Annotated in this window: 16 protein-coding genes; 7 read left to right on the forward strand and 9 right to left on the reverse strand. The window is 49.8% G+C overall.

Going from position 1 to position 16,131, the window contains the following annotated elements; genetic code table 11:
• The first annotated feature begins 13 nt into the window (after positions 1-13).
• From BLU97_RS13085 to BLU97_RS13110, 6 genes are all read left to right on the forward strand, one after another.
• Positions 14-1,156 (forward strand): Rid family hydrolase, encoded by a 1,143-nt coding sequence (locus BLU97_RS13085; RefSeq protein ID WP_074761941.1) that lies wholly within the window; start codon positions 14-16, stop codon positions 1,154-1,156.
• A 12-nt stretch (positions 1,157-1,168) separates the two neighbouring features.
• The gene (locus BLU97_RS13090; protein ID WP_139209030.1) at positions 1,169-3,052 is read left to right on the forward strand and encodes an AsmA family protein; all 1,884 of its coding nucleotides are present in this window, start codon (positions 1,169-1,171) and stop codon (positions 3,050-3,052) included.
• An 88-nt stretch (positions 3,053-3,140) separates the two neighbouring features.
• Positions 3,141-4,412 carry an OmpA family protein gene (locus BLU97_RS16285; RefSeq protein WP_081353030.1) on the forward strand — a complete coding sequence of 424 codons (1,272 nt, stop codon included), beginning with the start codon at positions 3,141-3,143 and terminating at the stop codon, positions 4,410-4,412.
• 11 nt (positions 4,413-4,423) lie between these two features.
• Positions 4,424-4,666: a hypothetical protein gene (locus BLU97_RS13100; protein WP_139209031.1), complete on the forward strand. Its 243-nt coding sequence runs from the start codon at positions 4,424-4,426 to the stop codon at positions 4,664-4,666.
• A gap of 45 nt (positions 4,667-4,711) precedes the next feature.
• Entirely contained in the window at positions 4,712-6,025 is a 1,314-nt protein-coding gene (locus BLU97_RS13105) for a hypothetical protein (protein ID WP_074761945.1), read from the forward strand.
• Between the two features lie 10 nt (positions 6,026-6,035).
• Complete coding sequence (locus BLU97_RS13110; protein ID WP_139209032.1) at positions 6,036-6,734, forward strand: hypothetical protein; 699 nt, start codon at positions 6,036-6,038, stop codon at positions 6,732-6,734.
• Here BLU97_RS13110 and BLU97_RS13115 read toward each other — a convergent pair.
• From BLU97_RS13115 to BLU97_RS13130, 5 genes are all read right to left on the reverse strand, one after another.
• A complete protein-coding gene (locus tag BLU97_RS13115; RefSeq protein WP_074761946.1) occupies positions 6,707-8,086 on the reverse strand; it encodes an ATP-binding protein in 1,380 nt (459 codons plus the stop codon). The two genes, BLU97_RS13110 and BLU97_RS13115, sit on opposite strands and share 28 nt — an antisense overlap.
• Before the next feature lie 246 nt (positions 8,087-8,332).
• Complete coding sequence (locus tag BLU97_RS16125; protein ID WP_175456386.1) at positions 8,333-8,434, reverse strand: smalltalk protein; 102 nt, start codon at positions 8,432-8,434, stop codon at positions 8,333-8,335.
• A gap of 69 nt (positions 8,435-8,503) precedes the next feature.
• Positions 8,504-9,073 (reverse strand): hypothetical protein, encoded by a 570-nt coding sequence (locus tag BLU97_RS13120; RefSeq protein ID WP_074761947.1) that lies wholly within the window; start codon positions 9,071-9,073, stop codon positions 8,504-8,506.
• A 723-nt stretch (positions 9,074-9,796) separates the two neighbouring features.
• Positions 9,797-11,095, reverse strand: coding sequence for a histidine-type phosphatase (locus BLU97_RS13125; RefSeq protein WP_081353032.1), 1,299 nt, complete (start codon positions 11,093-11,095; stop codon positions 9,797-9,799).
• Between the two features lie 6 nt (positions 11,096-11,101).
• On the reverse strand, positions 11,102-12,415 hold the full coding sequence (locus tag BLU97_RS13130; protein ID WP_074761948.1) for a hypothetical protein: 1,314 nt from the start codon (positions 12,413-12,415) through the stop codon (positions 11,102-11,104).
• Positions 12,416-12,512: 97 nt separating this feature from the next.
• Here BLU97_RS13130 and BLU97_RS13135 point away from each other — a divergent pair, with 97 nt between their 5' ends.
• Positions 12,513-13,235, forward strand: coding sequence for a YjjG family noncanonical pyrimidine nucleotidase (locus BLU97_RS13135; protein ID WP_074761949.1), 723 nt, complete (start codon positions 12,513-12,515; stop codon positions 13,233-13,235).
• Positions 13,236-13,238: 3 nt separating this feature from the next.
• Here BLU97_RS13135 and rny read toward each other — a convergent pair whose 3' ends face one another.
• From rny to BLU97_RS13155, 4 genes are all read right to left on the reverse strand, one after another.
• Positions 13,239-14,780, reverse strand: a complete 1,542-nt coding sequence (gene rny / locus BLU97_RS13140) for a ribonuclease Y (RefSeq protein WP_074761950.1) — start codon at positions 14,778-14,780, stop codon at positions 13,239-13,241.
• A gap of 29 nt (positions 14,781-14,809) precedes the next feature.
• Entirely contained in the window at positions 14,810-15,109 is a 300-nt protein-coding gene (locus BLU97_RS13145; RefSeq protein WP_013063326.1) for a cell division protein ZapA, read from the reverse strand.
• A 16-nt stretch (positions 15,110-15,125) separates the two neighbouring features.
• Positions 15,126-15,422, reverse strand: a complete 297-nt coding sequence (locus tag BLU97_RS13150) for a hypothetical protein (protein ID WP_074761951.1) — start codon at positions 15,420-15,422, stop codon at positions 15,126-15,128.
• A gap of 85 nt (positions 15,423-15,507) precedes the next feature.
• Positions 15,508-16,128: a hypothetical protein gene (locus BLU97_RS13155; RefSeq protein ID WP_074761952.1), complete on the reverse strand. Its 621-nt coding sequence runs from the start codon at positions 16,126-16,128 to the stop codon at positions 15,508-15,510.
• Between the last annotated feature and the right edge of the window lie 3 nt (positions 16,129-16,131).

The following is a 16,131-nucleotide window of genomic DNA, read 5'->3' on the forward strand; positions in this document are numbered from 1 at the left end:
AGTAAGTAACTATATGAACCAGAAACTATCTCACATAGATTTCGATCAGGCTGGGGCCGACGTGTTCTGTTTTGATAACGGAACCCAGGTGCGCGAGTATCATGCCATCATTCGCGTGCAGCAGGCGTGCCTTCCGTTTGCCCAGCAGGTCGAGGCTGTGCTGAATGCCTACAACAGCTTGCTGGCCCAGTTGCCTGGTGCGCAAGCCGTATTTAAACGTTATTTTTTAAGCGATGCAGCCAATCAGGCCGACGCTATAGTAGTAAACGATGTTACCGACTGTGCCAAGAGCATTATCCAGCAGGCCCCTTTGGATGGTACCAAGGTGGCGCTGTGGGTGTGGCTCATGACCGATGTGCAAACCAGCATGACTCCGAGCGAGCTCTATGAGGTTAGTCACGGTCAGTTCCGCCACTTGTTCAATGCCTCGGCCCATAACCTGGCAGCCAACTCCGAGTATCAGATGCGTCTGCTCTTCAACGAGTATATCATGCAGCTGGCTCAGGAGCGCTGTACGCTGGCCGATAACTGTATCCGCACCTGGCTGTTTGTCAACGATATCGACTTGAACTATGGTGGTGTGGTACGTGCCCGCAATCAGGTGTTCTTCACCCAGGGGCTTACTGTCAATACCCACTTCATTGCCTCTACCGGTATCGGTGGTCGCCAGCAGGATCCTAATGTGCTCGCCCAGATGGATAACTATGCCATCGCTGGCGTGCGCCCCGAACAGGTGCATTATCTCTATGCGCCTACCCATCTTAATCGCACCAGCGATTATGGTGTATCGTTCGAGCGGGGCACCATGGTCAGCTATGCCGATCGCCGCCATGTGTTCATCTCTGGCACCGCCTCTATCAATAATAAGGGCGAGGTGATGTATCCCAACGATATCGTGAAACAAACCCAACGTATGTGGGAGAATGTCGAGGCACTGCTGGTCGAGGCCGATTGCAATTTCGACGATGTAGCCCACATGATTGTTTATCTGCGCGATGTGGCCGATTATCAGCTGGTGCGCAGTCTCTATGCCGAACGGTTCCCAGGCAAACCCTGTGTCATCGTTCATGCGCCGGTGTGCCGCCCCGGGTGGCTCATCGAGATGGAGTGCATGGCCGTTAAGGCCGTGTGCTTGCCCAACATGCCTCAGTTCTAGTAGCCTTTTAGCATGAAACCCCTTCGCTTGGCCTTCAAGCTGCTGGCAGCCTTCCTGCTGCTGGTAGTATTGTTGGTGGGTGCAGGCGTGGTGTTGGTAAATACCAAGGCTTTCCAGCAGCGTGTGCTGCGGCAAACCACCCAGATGCTGAGCGAGCGCCTGCAAACGCAGGTAAGTATCGATAGTGTCGATATCCGCTTTATGGCACAGCAGCTGCGCCTGTACGGACTGCATGTAGCCGACCAGCAGCAGCGCCCCCTGCTCACTGTCCGTCAGGCCGGGGTAGATGTAGATATCAGCGAACTGCTGGGCAATAAGGTTTCCATCAAGGATGTCGAGTTGTCGGGGGCCCGCGCCCTGTTGCTCAAGCCCTCAAAGGATTCGGTATCCAACTTCCAGTTCATCATCGATGCCTTTAAAAAGCAACCCAAGGCCAAACGCGATACCACGGTGGCGCCTCGCAAACGTATCCAGTTCGATATCCACAGCGTGCGCCTTAACGACATTCAGGTAACCTATAATCAGCTGTCGTTGCAGCTCGCCCAGGCACTCATCAAGGGGCGCAAGGGTAAATATCAGGCGCAGGCCCAATTGCAGCTGGCTACCGATAATCATAAGCCCCGCAAAAATGCAGGCAAGCCCAAACGCGGTTTCTTCGATGTAGGTCATCTCGATGTCACCTGCCATTTCAAGGCTGCTATCGATGCGAGCGAAAGAGACACCCTCCGCTTTAATCTCTCTGAGTTGCAGGCTCGCGATTCCATTACTGGCATCGATATCCGCAACCTGCAGGCCCAGGTGCGCTTGGCAGGTAAAAAGCTGCTTTTAAACAATGTGCAGGTACAGCAAAAGCACACCCAGCTACACATCGCCCATGCCGCTATGCAGTTGCCCAGTAAGCGCGATAGCATCCCCCTCAGTTTCAGCACAGGCCCCATCGCTGGCACCGTTTATCTCCAGGATATCTCGCGTGCCTTTGCCCCCGTGCTCAGTAAGTTTGCGCTGCCCCTCCAGCTCAGCTGTACTATGAGTGGCAGTCAGGATGTGCTCAGCTTCCGTCAGGTAAAGGTTGGCACCGCCGATAAGCGCCTGGCCATCGCTGCCACTGGCGATATCACCAACCTCAAGAGCAAGGAAAAGCTCACTGTGCTGTTCCATGTCAACCGTATGACGGCCAAGAGCGGCATCAAGGAGCGCATTATCAGTCAGTTCCCCGTAAAGCGCCTCATGATGGCGCAACTGCATAATTTGGGTAATATCAGCTATGTGGGTAGTTTCCGTGTCATCCGCAAGGAGGAGCGCTTCTGGGGCACCCTTGGCACTGCCGTGGGTAGTCTTAAGTTCCTGTTCTGGCTCGACGAGCGCAACAAGTATGTCGTAGGTAATGCCAGCACCCAGAAACTGCATTTTGGAAAGGTCATGGGCATGAAAGATGTAGGGCCTCTGGCTGCCAAGGCCGATTTCAAGATCGATATCAGCAAGCCCCGCACCGCTGTTATGCGTCGCAAGCTGGGTGGCAAGCTGCCCATTGGCGCTGTTAATGCCACCATCCATGATTGCAGCTATAAAGGTGTGCATGTGCGTAATATCGATGTTACTGTAAATAGCAATGGCGCTGAGGCTACAGGTGATGTCATCCAGCGTGGCAACTGGCGCGACATCTCCTGTTCGTTCTCGTTTACCGATACCAACCAGATGCACAAGCTCAAGGTAAATCGCGGTCGTATGAAGTTCCATAAGATGAGCGACGAGGCCAAGCAGGCCAAACGCGAGCGCAAAGAGGCCCGTAAAGCCGAGCGCCAGGCCAAGCGCGACGCCAAGAAAGCCGAAAAAGCCGCTAAGAAAGAGACCAAGAAAGCCGAGAAACCAAACAAAAAGTCGTTTTTGTTTTTTTAGCGCCAATAACTTGCAACTTTCAAATATCTTTCGTATATTTGCCCCAATCTAATCGTTATCATATTATTTATACTAAAACTAAAAGCTTATGAAAAAACTATTATTACTATTGTTGGCTATGGTTGCTTTTAGTGCAACGGCCGATGCGCAGGGCTTTCTGAAGAAGTTGAAGGATAAAGCCCTCGAAAAAGCAAAAGACAAGATTGAGAACAAGGTTGAGCGCGCCGTTGATAGCGAGATGGATGCTGTGCTCGACGGTAAAAAGGGCCAGAAAAACTCGAAAGCTAAAAACCAGGCCGACGATGCCGAAGCGGTCGACGACACCCCCGATGCCGTAGGTCAGAACCAGAAGAGCGACTTTGTTCGTGGTAGCGTCATTCTGTTCCAGGACGACTTTGCTAACGAACAGATGGGTGAGTTCCCCTCAAAATGGGATGTCAGTGATGGTAGCTTGGAGACAGCCTCTATTAATGGTAAGAAGTATGCGCATAGTAATGCCCCCGACTCACGATTCTCGCCGCTGATGGAGAATATGAAGTCGTACCTGCCCGATGTGTTCACCCTCGAGTGGGATGAGTTCTTCTGTAAGGCTGGCGAAATCCCCGATTTCCTCTTCGAGTTCCAGTTCCTTGATGCAAGTGGCAATCAGACGGGCCATATCTATCTGCGCTATCGCCCAGGCACCCCCGATTGTTATGGCAACTATACCTTTAAGAAGGGTGGTGGTATCGATCAGCATGTTGGTGGCAGCATGGATTGGGATCATTTAAAGCAATACACCAAGGTTGGCCAGTGGAATCATTTCGCCATCTCGTTCAACAAGCGTGCTTTTAAGTTCTACCTCAATGGCACGCGCATCATCAATCTGCCTAATGTAGCAGCCCCCGCTCGTTTCGAATTCATTATCCAGGACGAGAATCCCTATCGTGGCGTTGCCAATGTGGTGCTTGCCAAGGGTGCAGTAGAGCTCTATCAGCGCCAGGCTACCGATCTCTCAGCTGTAGAGAAAGCCATTGCTGAGACGGGTAAGTTCGTCACCAATAATATCCTGTTCGAGACGGGCAAGGCTACCCTGAAGCCCGAGTCGATGGAAGAGATTCAGAAGGTGGCCGACTATATGAAGAAGAACCCCAGTGTGCGTTTCGAAGTGCAGGGCCATACCGATAATCAGGGCTCCGATAAAATCAACGATCCCCTTTCGCAGCAGCGTGCCGAGGCCGTTGTTAAAGCCCTCGCTCAGTTAGGTTGCGACGAGTTCAACCTCCGTGCCGTAGGCAAAGGCAGTCACGAACCCGTAGCTGACAACAAGACCGATGCCGGCCGCGCCCAGAATCGCCGTGTAGAGTTTATTAAGAAATAACAAGTACCGATATGAAAAAACACTTAGTAATGCTGGCTGCCTTGCTCATGATGGGCACAGCAGGCGCCAATGCTCAGGGATTTCTGGGCAAACTAAAACAAAAGGCACAGCAAGCCGTTATCGGTAAAAAAGCAACTGCCGAGATAAGCGAGGCTGTGCAGGACGATAGCGATGAGCCTGCCGACCCATCTAAGTTGGCTGTGGCCGCTGGCGACGATATCGTGCCTAAGCGTAAAACCCTTACAGTTACGTGAGATGGAACCTTTACCCCCTCATCGGCCTCGTCGGCTTCGGCTTTGATGGCCGAGCTGCCACAGTTGCCATCGGCCGAGAAGATGGCCCGCAGCACCATGGAGGAGCGCGATGCCTATGCACTTAAGATAGCCCGCGTTGTGGCACGTGCCGAGCAGTTGCAGGAGGGTGCCAACGGATGCTCCGATGCCGATATGGAAGCCCTGCGCCAAAAGTGGGAGCGCAAAGTGCAGGATATGTTTGGCCTTACCAAAGAGGAGATGGCTATCCTGAACGATGAGAACGCGCCCGACTCGAAGAAGGAGCCCATCCAGCAAAAAGTGATGGCTAAAATCATGGGTGGCAATGTTAACATGAGCGAGATGGAACGCTTTGAGAAGATGAGCGAGAAAGAGCAAGAGGCTTACATCAAGGCTCACCCCGATTTTGTACAGAAGATGCAGAAGATGGCCATGAATGCTGGCAACTTTAGCAAGCAGATGCAGCAAACTACAGGTGTCCTTACAGGCTATGAGGCTAAGGTGGGACAGCTGGCTCAAAACTTTGCTAAGGTGATTACGCGCGAGGCCAATCACGATTACAGTGCCATTGGCAAAAAGTACGATAGCAAGTTACAAAAGCTGTACGAGCAGATATGTGGTATAGATGATGCAGCCAAGATTGATGCCCTTTATGATGAGGCCGATCAGTTGCTGTACAACTATCGTTTAGAGGCTGCCAAGGAGTATCGCGCCTCGCTGCTGCGCCTGATAGCCGAGCACAAGAAGTTTGCTGCCGAATATACCCGCTTGTCGCGTGAGGTGGTTGCCAGTGGCGATCTGCCAGAATGTGCCATCGGTCGTGCCGACCTGAATAGCGTGATTGCCGTGGGCAACATCTTAGACCAGGCCTATAAGGATCTGCCCGAGCTGCAGGCATCGCCCGTTTGTCAGGAAACCGTCTACGAACTGCCAAAAGGCTGGACATTTGGCGCCTGGGAGTGCCGTGGCTACATTGGTGGCGTAAACGATTTTAAATCACCTGGTGGCAACTGGCCTTTGTTGGCCCAGAACGCTGAGGCTGGCGAGTATGCAGTAGTCGAGAATGGCAAGTTCCGCAAGATTAACGAGGATGAGCTGAAGGCCATTAATAAAAAGGCCGATGCCCGACTGAAGAAGGGCGCTGATTCAGGCACTAACCCGCCTTATGGTGTTTATAAGAGTCGTAGTGGCAAGCGCGTTGTAGAGTACTCTAAAACGGGCGAGATTATCCTGAATGGTATGACCACCTACGCTCCAGCGGCCTTCACTGCTAACCCCGATCGTTTAGAGTGGATTATCTTCGATGGGGGTAAGATTGTAAAGTGTACTTACAAACTGTAAAATGGTAGGTTTGCGCTATCTCATACTGTGGTTGCTGCTCTTTATGGGCAGCACCACTGTTTTTTCCACACGTTATCAAAAAGTGTTTGGTAGCGATTGGACCTCGGCAGCACGTTATGTGGCCGATCACCACGCCGAGTGGCAGCAGGAGTTTGCGCCCTTTGGTGTGGATGCACGTTTGGCCGAGGCTATCGTGTTTCCAGAGCTTATCCGCTATTCCATGTGGCAGGACGAGATAGAGCGAGCCGCCGTTAATGGTCTTTATGTTACCAAAGGCAGTCAGGGTGCCGACTTCTCTATTGGTCGGTTCCAGATGAAACCCTCGTTTGCCGAGCAGGTAGAGCAGGCGTGGAACCGTTCCTCGTTATCCAAGCAATACGGCTTTGTGTTCAACCTGCAGCCCAACAGCCAAGCCCGTCGCTCGCGCATTCGCCGACTCTCCACCATGCAAGGCCAGTGCCGTTATCTGGCCATTTTTATCTTGTTACAACAGCAGCGCCATCCCCAGTTGTCCCGTTTGTCGCACAAGGACCAGGTGCGATTCTTAGCCACCGCCTATAACCGCTCCTTTACCGCCTCCTATAGTCAGATACGCAAAATGCAGCACCACCGCCATTACCACACCGATGTTATCAAAACCCGCAGCACCCGCCTTTACTGCTATGCCGATATCGCGTATTACTATTTTTCCATTACATCAGCAGGATAGTATATCCTTGCATTTTCCGCGTTTTTGGGAGTTTCTTTTAAAAATAGGCCATAATGTATTTCGTGGTCCTTGGCGAAGGGAAGTCCCTTCGCTATTTTCTGTAATCGCGATATTTCCTCGCTTGCATCTATATGCTCCTGCCATTTACATTCGCCTATGAACAGATGCTTACCGTCAAACGATTCGGCTACTACATCAAGTTCTACAGGGATATATTCTCCTTTTTCTTCGTTATAATAGCTGCCCCACCAGCGAGATGCTAATTTATATAAAATGCCATCAACACCCTGCGAGCTGATATGGTTTCGGCATAGTTCTTCCCAAACCATACTAACATATTCGTTCTCCGTTTTTTTGAATACATCCAATACTGCCGCGCTATTATCCAACTCAATGAGTGAACGATATGGCAGTACATATCGATAGTGGAAACACAACAGTGGGTCGGATATGCGATACAACCCTTTTTTGCTCTTCTTTTCGCTCTCGCCAAATGGCACCTCTTTATTTATAAAGCCAAGTTCGCGCAGTCGCGACAACTGGGGAGTAATATCTGTTGCTTGTTTCTCGGCACGGGCAGCAATTTCGGATAGTTTATTTGCGCCATTGCCTATATATGATAATATAGAAGAGGCCTGTACTGTATCGCGCATTTCATCCTGCAGTAGGCGTGATGGCTCATCGTAAAGCGTTCCTTCGGATGTAAGCATTAGGTTTTCTATTGCTGCATGCAAACTGTCATAGTTTTCGCGCAGTTCCCAGTATCTTGGCACACCGCCCCAAACAGCATACTCTCTAACAGCCTGTTCGGCATCACATCTTAGCGCCTGACCAACAAAAGTGGGGGCGATAGGTTTCATTTTCATTATTTCGTCGGCGCGACCATACAGAGGCTCTGTGCTATCGAGTACAACACCTTGCATCATCTGTTGCGATGATCCACAGATTATCAAATCGTATTTCAGTTTTTTGTCGTCAATCAGTCTCTGCAGTATCGATGGCAGAGCAGGACAACTTTTAACAAGATATGGAAATTCATCCAAACAAACGGTTATGCGGTGGCTGATAGACCTGTTTAAACTTAGCAACAGCGATTCCCAGTTAGGATAGTTAGCCATGCTGAAGCCTTCGATACTCATGTCGATAAGTGACGAGAAAAGCTGACGCTGACTTGGCTCAGCGGTTTTATCAGCCAAGAAATAAATGTCGCCACGTTCAAAGTCCATCACCTTTTTTATCAGTGTCGACTTTCCAATTCGTCTACGTCCATAAACCACTATAAACTGAGGCTTCTCTCTCTTTAGAGCAGCCTGCAAGCGTGAAAATTCCTTCTGTCTGTCAACAAACTCCATATCTCTTGCAATTTATATCGTGCCGCAAATATACGGAGTTTAGGCTTTCCTACCAAATATTTTAGGCAAAATTAAGAATATAATCCTACTTTATAATAATTCTACTTTATATTTTTATATCTTGTCGAATAACTAAAATACCAAATGTTAGTTTGTTAGGTGGTTAGGTCATGGTACAAAAATAGAGCTCACAGACCATGCTGTGGGCTCTATCTCTTTTAATGGTTAATGGTTCGTGGTTGTTGTTCAATCTGCCACGCAACTGGTGGCGCCAAGGGCAGTAACAATCGCTGTTGCGATACTGGCAATCATCTGTACGATAAACTTCAATGTCTCTTTCTTTGTCATAATGGTTAAAGGTTTAATAGGTTAATGTTTCATGTTTAATGTGAAGGTTGGGGCCTTAGCCCCCAACCACTAATCTCCGTACGACTCGTCGTCGTCGCCACCGCCTCCGGTGTTGCCACCCTGGTTCTGGTTACCGCCGCCACCAGTGTTTCCACCGGTATTGCCGCCCTGGTTGCTACCACCACCACTTGGTTTATCTTCCTCCTCGGTCAGCTGTCCTGCAAATGTCTCGGCATTCACAAACTCAGCCCTTTTGATAAACTCCCTGCTTGAGATGTTGGTCTCAGCCTCCTGGTCGGGCAGGAATCTAATGTGCAGGGCTTTCAGGTTCTTGGCTGGCGAGAAATCCTCCTTTCTCAGGGCTCCGCCTGGCTCGTTCTCCAGGGTGGTGAAGAAGATGCCCAGACCGTCGATCTTTACTCGTTTCGAGTTCAGCAGCATCTCTAGCAGACAGCTTCTGAATTTCTCCAGCACTCCGAATACCACGTCTGGGGTGTAGATGCTTCCGTGTTCTGCAATGTGGTTGGCCATCTTTCGGGTGTTCAGTGTTTCGGTGGTTTTTCCTCGGGCAAACCACTTGCCGTAAATCTTCGAGGTCTTGGTGTTGTTCTGCTTCAGCAGATAAAAAATCTTTGCCATAATGTTGTGTGTTTTAATTTTTAAAATGGTTAATAATTAAGTGTTGTTTGTGTCTCTCAAAAGTTGTGCGCGCTTTGTTTTTGATTAACGATGCAAAGGTACAAAAAATATTTCAAACTACCAAATATTTTAGCCACTTTTTTAATCAAAAAGCGAAAATATTTTGGTTATTCATTTCTTGCGCAAAGAATAGTAATTCTATGGCTCCGAATTTTACGGATTTCGCTCAAATTAGTACAATCTCGTTTCCTGTACTTACCACCACACCGCACGCCGCACGCCGCAACTTTTCCGTAATCTACACACTCACTACCTTGTTCGCAGAATATTATATATTATTATATATATTATAATATATATAATAATATATAATATTTATAATACTAACAAATTCCTCTCAGTTCTTGCCACCATCGCATTGCAAAACCAAAAAAGTTGCGGCGTGCGGCGTGCTGCGTGCGGCGTGGTACTATCACAATGTACGTATTCTCGGAGCTTACAAGATGGATGTGAATATTATTTTTTTATAAATGATTTTGTAAAAAAAATATTGTTGCGTTGCGTTGAAATTGTAAACAATATTAATCATTTGACTTATCGAAAACCTGGTAAGGTTATGGCGCAGCACACAGCACGCCGCAACTTTTTGTTTTTGCCGTGCGTCCGAAAGATAACAGACGTAAGGTGGCGTTTATACAAGCGTAGTATAAATGATATAAGCAGTTATTGCTTATAGGCGGCGAGTTTGTTGAGGCAGTACTGGCGCAGGTCGGCCCAGTGGTAGTAGGGGGCGCAGTCGGTGGAGATGGGGAGGGTGGCCTCGACCTCGTTGAGCAGTACTTTTACGAGCACATCCTTATCCTTGGGATTGCTGCGGTAGAAGATGAACTGCAGGTTGCTGGCCATAGGGAACACACTGCTGCACCACCAGCCATGGCCCTCGAGCTCGTCGAGGTTGTCGGTAGAGAAATCAAAACCGTTAACACCTATCAGACATACCAAAGGGAGCAGTACGGTTTCGTGACCAAAACGCAGCTGTGCACCAGGATCGGGTAGTTTGATGCAGCTGTCGGCATCGGCAATCATCTTCTTAAGCAGGTGGCGCTGCGTGTAAGGCTGTTTACCACCGTTAAGTTTGCAGGCACCATGCTGCAGGTACCAGTAGGCATTGTCGACCTGCCACATGCGATACAGATCGTTGGTATTAAAAAGACCAATAAGGTTGGTGTTGCGATTAAAGTTGGTGTTGAGCTGGAAGAGTCCCATCTTCATGAGGTAATAGCTGAAGTCCTCCTGGTTTACAAACTCTTCGGCGATATCGGGATTCTTGAATATCAGCTCCATCAGTCGGGTGTTACCCATACGGGTGGCGGTATAGGCGTCTAAGGCTTTCTGAGCCTCGGGGGTCATATAGCTCTTACGTAATTTCTTGTCCTGATAATTCATATACCACTGGGTGCGCTTTGAGGCTTGCATGGTGATGTGCAACTGCGGGCATACCTGCAGCATCTCCATGGCTAAAGAGCCCATCGACTCGATGCAACGGGGCACAACGGTGCTGATACAGGTAACGTTGGCGCCTGGATGGAACACCTCGGGGAAGCGTTCGGCCATGCGGCGACCTATATTCTGCATCTGCTGTTTGCCATAGCCGGTAAGTTCGCCCCAGCGGCCTTCGGTGTTGCGCATGATATTGTTCATGTGGCGCAGTACCTGCTGGCCTGTAGGTGTAAGCTCGTCGAGGCTGTCGGCATGCAGCATCATGAAGTAGGGGGTGTCGAATCCGCTGCGATTGCTGATGTAGCGTGAACCATGGCGACCATAGTGCGAAATATAGAACGGCTTTTTTCCAGCGGGGGCTGGTGTGAGCTTAGCGGTGATGCTATCGGGATACACATCGTAATTGCATGATGCGTAGGATGGGCGCTGCTTGATCAGGTCGATAACACTTTGGGCCACAGACAGCCTACAGCTGCTTACGGCCAGTATCAACAGGAGCGTGTATTTGATTTTGGTGTTCATGAAATGTTATCTTTTTTGGTGGCTGAATCGGCGGTTCTCGTAGCGATAGATTTTGCGCAGATAGTAGCGCTTAACATCCTTCCAGTGGTAGTAGGGGGCGCAATCGGTTTTGATGGGCAGGCGTGCCTCCTCGCCGTTGAGCAGTACTTTTACCAGCACATCGGGATCGTCGTGATTGGCGCGATAGTGAATCATGATAATGCTGCCACCTAAGGGGGCGATGCGATAGTTGGCCCAGCCATAGGCTTCGAGCGAGTCGAGGTTGTCGGTATGCAAACCGCAGCCATTGAGCTCCATGAGGCAGGCCAGCGACATGATAACTTGCTCGTTGGTGTAGCGCAGGTGCATCAGTGGACTATAGCGCTTAAGCACACTGTCGCCCATGTGCATCATGTTGCGCAGAGTGGCGCGCTGCAGGTAGGCCTGATAGCCGCCATTAAGGGTGCAGCCACCATAGTTAATATAGTGCCAGGCGTTTTGCTTGCGCCAGTGCTGGTGAATCTCCTTATCTGTAAAAATATCCCAGAGGGTAACTTTTTTATTGATGTTGGCATGCTGCACGTTACCTGCCAGAATAAACAACTGGCGGGCCAGCTTGGGTACATCGATGCTTGAAACCACGTAGAAGGGATCGTTAAAGAGCGACTGCATCAGGCGGTTGTCGCTGGAGTTGAGCGATACAAAGCGATTGTAATGCAGCAGGGTGAGCGAATCGGTACGCTGCGAGGTAAGCTGCTTATCAACAGGGTTCATAAACCTGTTTTCCTGTAGCGATGCCTTACTGCGGGCAATGATGGGCTGATGCATGGCCGAGAGCTGTAGCAGCCCCTCCTGCATGGTCATAATGCAGCGGTTCTCAACAATACTGCGCACGCTGTAGTAGCCATCGGGGGTGAACATATCGGGGTAACGCTCAACCAGTTGCTTTACCATGTCGCGCGACTGCTGGGCGCCGATAGGGGTGAGTTCGCCATCGCGATCCTGTGCATCCTGGCACAGTAACTTGATACGGCGGAACACATCCTTGCCCAGCTTGGTAAGCTTGCCTAAACTGTCGGCCTTTGCAAAGGTGGCGTAAGTATCGGTATAGTAATCCTTTTTATCGAGATAATACGAACCCGGGCAACCGTAGTGGTTGATGTAGAATGGTCTTTTACCGGCGGGCGCGGGGGTATCCTTAGGCATCTTGCCTATGGGGAGGGCATAGAACATACCTGCCGCACGGTTAGGGTCGGCCTGCAATTCTTTTTCCACCGATTGCGCCTTAACGCTTGTAAAAGCCGCTGTTAAGGCGATAAATATTATTAATAGACGTTTCATTGCTTAGGGCTTGTTATAGAACTTTGGTTGCAAAATTAGTGATTTTTTGTCAGAAAACCAAACGGCATGCCAAAAAAATACGTAACTTTGCAGACGTATGGAAAAGAATAAGGTATATAAGGATTTGTTTGTAGACTTTGACGACACGCTCTACGACACCTATGGCAACTCGGAGATTGCCATACGCGAAACGTTCGAGTATTACCAGCTGAGTAGCTATTTTGCTGATCCTCAGGTGTTTTACGATGCTTACTGGGAGGCGAATATCGACCTTTGGGGGCGCTACTCGAAGGGCGAGATTACGCGCGATTACCTGATAGTGGAGCGATTCCGCCGACCACTGAGTGTGGGGATGGGCGATGCTGCCACCGAGGCGTACTGCCTGGAGATGAGCGATAAGTTTTTGGAGTACTGCAGCTGTAAGCCTGGCACGGTTAAGGGGGCTCACGAGCTGATGCAATACCTGCGCGAAAAGGGGTACCGCATGCACATGACGAGCAACGGATTCCACGAGGTGCAGTACAAAAAACTGGCAGCCTGCGGTTTGCGCGACTATTTTGACACGATTGTGCTGAGCGAGGATGCGGGGGTAAACAAGCCTGCTGCGGGTTATTTTGAGTATGCCTTTAAGCAGACTGGGGCTAAGCCTGAAACTACGCTGATGATAGGCGACAACCTGCAAACCGACATTAAAGGCGCGATGGCTGCGGGCATGGATGCGCTGCTGTTTAACCGTTGGGGATACGACATAAAAAGTGGAGACCCTGAGGCCCCCACTTACACGGTATCTGATTTACTTGATATCAAACAGATTATTTAAAGATTACTTGGCGTAAGCCACAGAACGTGTTTCGCGGATAACGGTAATCTTTACCTGACCAGGATAGGTCATCTCGTTCTGAATCTTTGTAGCGATATCGGCGCTGAGGGCCTCGCTCTCGGCGTCGTTCATCTTATCGGCACCTACAATTACACGGAGCTCGCGACCAGCCTGGATGGCGTAGGTCTTGGTAACACCGGGATAGCTCATGGCGATAGCCTCGAGGTCGTTCAAACGCTTGATGTAAGCCTCTACAATCTCGCGGCGTGCACCTGGACGGGCTCCTGAGATGGCATCGCACACCTGTACGATAGGAGCCAGCAGTGTCTGCATCTCCATCTCGTCGTGGTGAGCACCGATGGCATTGCAGATATCGGGCTTCTCCTTGAACTTCTCGGCAATCTTGGCACCGTAGATAGCGTGTGGCAACTCGCTCTCCTCGTCGGGCACCTTACCGATATCGTGCAGCAATCCGGCACGCTTGGCCTTCTTAGGATTCAAGCCAAGCTCGCTGGCCATAACGGCACACAGGTTGGCAGTTTCGCGTGCGTGCTGCAGCAGATTCTGTCCGTATGATGAGCGGTACTTCATCTTACCGATGATGCGGATGAGCTCGGGGTGGAGACCGTGAACACCCAGGTCGATAGCGGTGCGCTTACCAGTCTCTATAATCTCGTTGTCGAGCTGTTTCTTAACCTTGGCAACCACCTCCTCGATACGTGCGGGGTGGATACGGCCATCGCTAACCAGCTGGTGGAGTGCCAGACGGCAAACCTCACGGCGTACAGGATCGAAACCAGAGATAACGATTGCCTCGGGGGTATCGTCGACAACGATTTCAACACCTGCTGCGGCCTCGAGTGCGCGGATGTTACGACCCTCGCGACCGATGATACGACCCTTAACCTCGTCGTTCTCGATGTGGAACACGCTTACCGAGTTCTCGATAGCGGTTTCGGTAGCTACACGCTGAATGGTCTGGATAACTATCTTCTTGGCCTGTGCGTTAGCGTTCAGCTTGGCCTCGTCCATAATCTCGTTGATGTAGCTGGCTGCGGCTGTCTTAGCCTCGTCCTTCATCGACTCTACCAGGCGATTCTTAGCCTCTTCGGCGCTCAGACCTGATACCTCCTCGAGCTTCTCGCGCTCCTTGAGCTGCATCTTCTCGAGTTCGTCGGCCTTTACGGCCAGCAGTTTCTTCTCGTTCTCGATACGCTGCTGCTGGTTGTCGAGCTCGTTCTTACGGCGACCCAGTTCTTCCTGGCGCTGGTTGAGCGAAATCTCGCGCTGCTTGAGTTTGTTCTCACTCTGCTGGATGTGCTGGTTGCGCTGCTGCACCTCTTTCTCCAGCTCGCTCTTCTTATTGATGAATTTCTCTTTCACCTCGAGCAGCTTTTTCTCTTTGATGACATCGGCCTGCTTGGTGGCTGTGTCAATCATTTCGTTGTATTTCCCCTTAAGAACGTAGCGGAATACAAGATATCCGCAGACTCCTCCTAATGCGAGGGCGCCTGCAGCGATCAGTAGTACAATAATAATATCCATATAAAATCTATGTTAATAAAATGATATTCTCACTTAAGTGCCTCCTCTATTTCAGAAGTCAACTTAGTGAGAATACTATTATAAGGATCAGTGTCGTGGTTGCCGCGCTCACGCTCGTACATCAGGGCGATATCAATCAGCGTCATGAGCGCTATGGTATGCTCACCCTTCTTACCCTTATAAGCCTGCGAATAGGCATTATAACGGTCGGTAATGAGTTTGGCTGCCTTACGATAGAATTCCTCGTCGGAACGCTTGATGGTTACCTCGATTTCTTCGTCGTAGACGTGCAACCTGATATGTAGTTTCTCGTTATTCACTTCTGTCATTGTGGGCACCTTTTATTTATTGTTCGTCGCTCAGAATGGCTATACACTGGTTAACCGTTTTTATCATCTTGGTGACGCGGGCTTTTGCGCCTTCAAGATCACCATCGGTAATCTGCATCATCTTAGCCATCTTCAGTGAATTGAAATCATTCTGTGCCTGAGTAAGCTTGGCCTGCAGGTCGGCTATGTCCTGTTTACCCTTTTCGATTTGTGCCAGAAGATCCTCGTTCTCCTTCTTCAACTGCTTGAAGTGGAGAATCATCTGTCTTACACGCGTCTCGAACGCCAATATTGTTTGCTCGTTTGCACTCATGATATAACTATTTGGTGTACAAAGTTATATAATTTATCTTTTAAAGTATAGCGTATTAGCTATCTTTTAAGATATTTTAAGCTTTTTACTTCTCGTCCTGTGCGGGCTTAGGTTCTTTCTTAGCCAGCATCACCACCTTGAACACAAAGTCGGTAACCCACTTCTGTGAGAAACCTAAGCGACGATTGTACTCGCGAACGGCTACCACGCTCTTCAGTACGGCGGGGTCGGTAAAGTCGTTCTTGTTAAAGATGTCGTTCACGGTCTTCTCGGTCATGGTGTAGAGTGCCTTCTTCATGAATCCGGGCAGGCGGAGCTTAAACTTCATCAGGTTGCCGGTAAGCATCATGATGTCCTGAGTAAAGCCCTGGAACTGCAGCAGATAGGTCTGTGCATCCTGAATCTTCTTGCAACGCTTGCGCAGGCTTGAGTCGATCTCCTTAAAGAAATCGTCGTCCATGCCATACATCTCCTTGAGCATCTTTTTACAGCGGCTACGTTCGCCAACACCTAACTTATTGTTAACAGTGGGAACCTTGAGTGTGGTTTTAAACACGCGTAGGTCGGGCAGGGCAGCGAGGTTGGTAATTCCCAAGTCGGCTGCCATGGCTGCCTGGAAATATACGCGAATCAGCGTCATGAAATCCTCCATGCCGCCAACCTTCTGTTCGCTGTTATTGCCAAATAATTTATTCCAAAATCCCATAAA

The organism is Xylanibacter ruminicola (assembly GCF_900107775.1).
GTDB classification, from domain to species: domain Bacteria; phylum Bacteroidota; class Bacteroidia; order Bacteroidales; family Bacteroidaceae; genus Prevotella; species Prevotella ruminicola_C.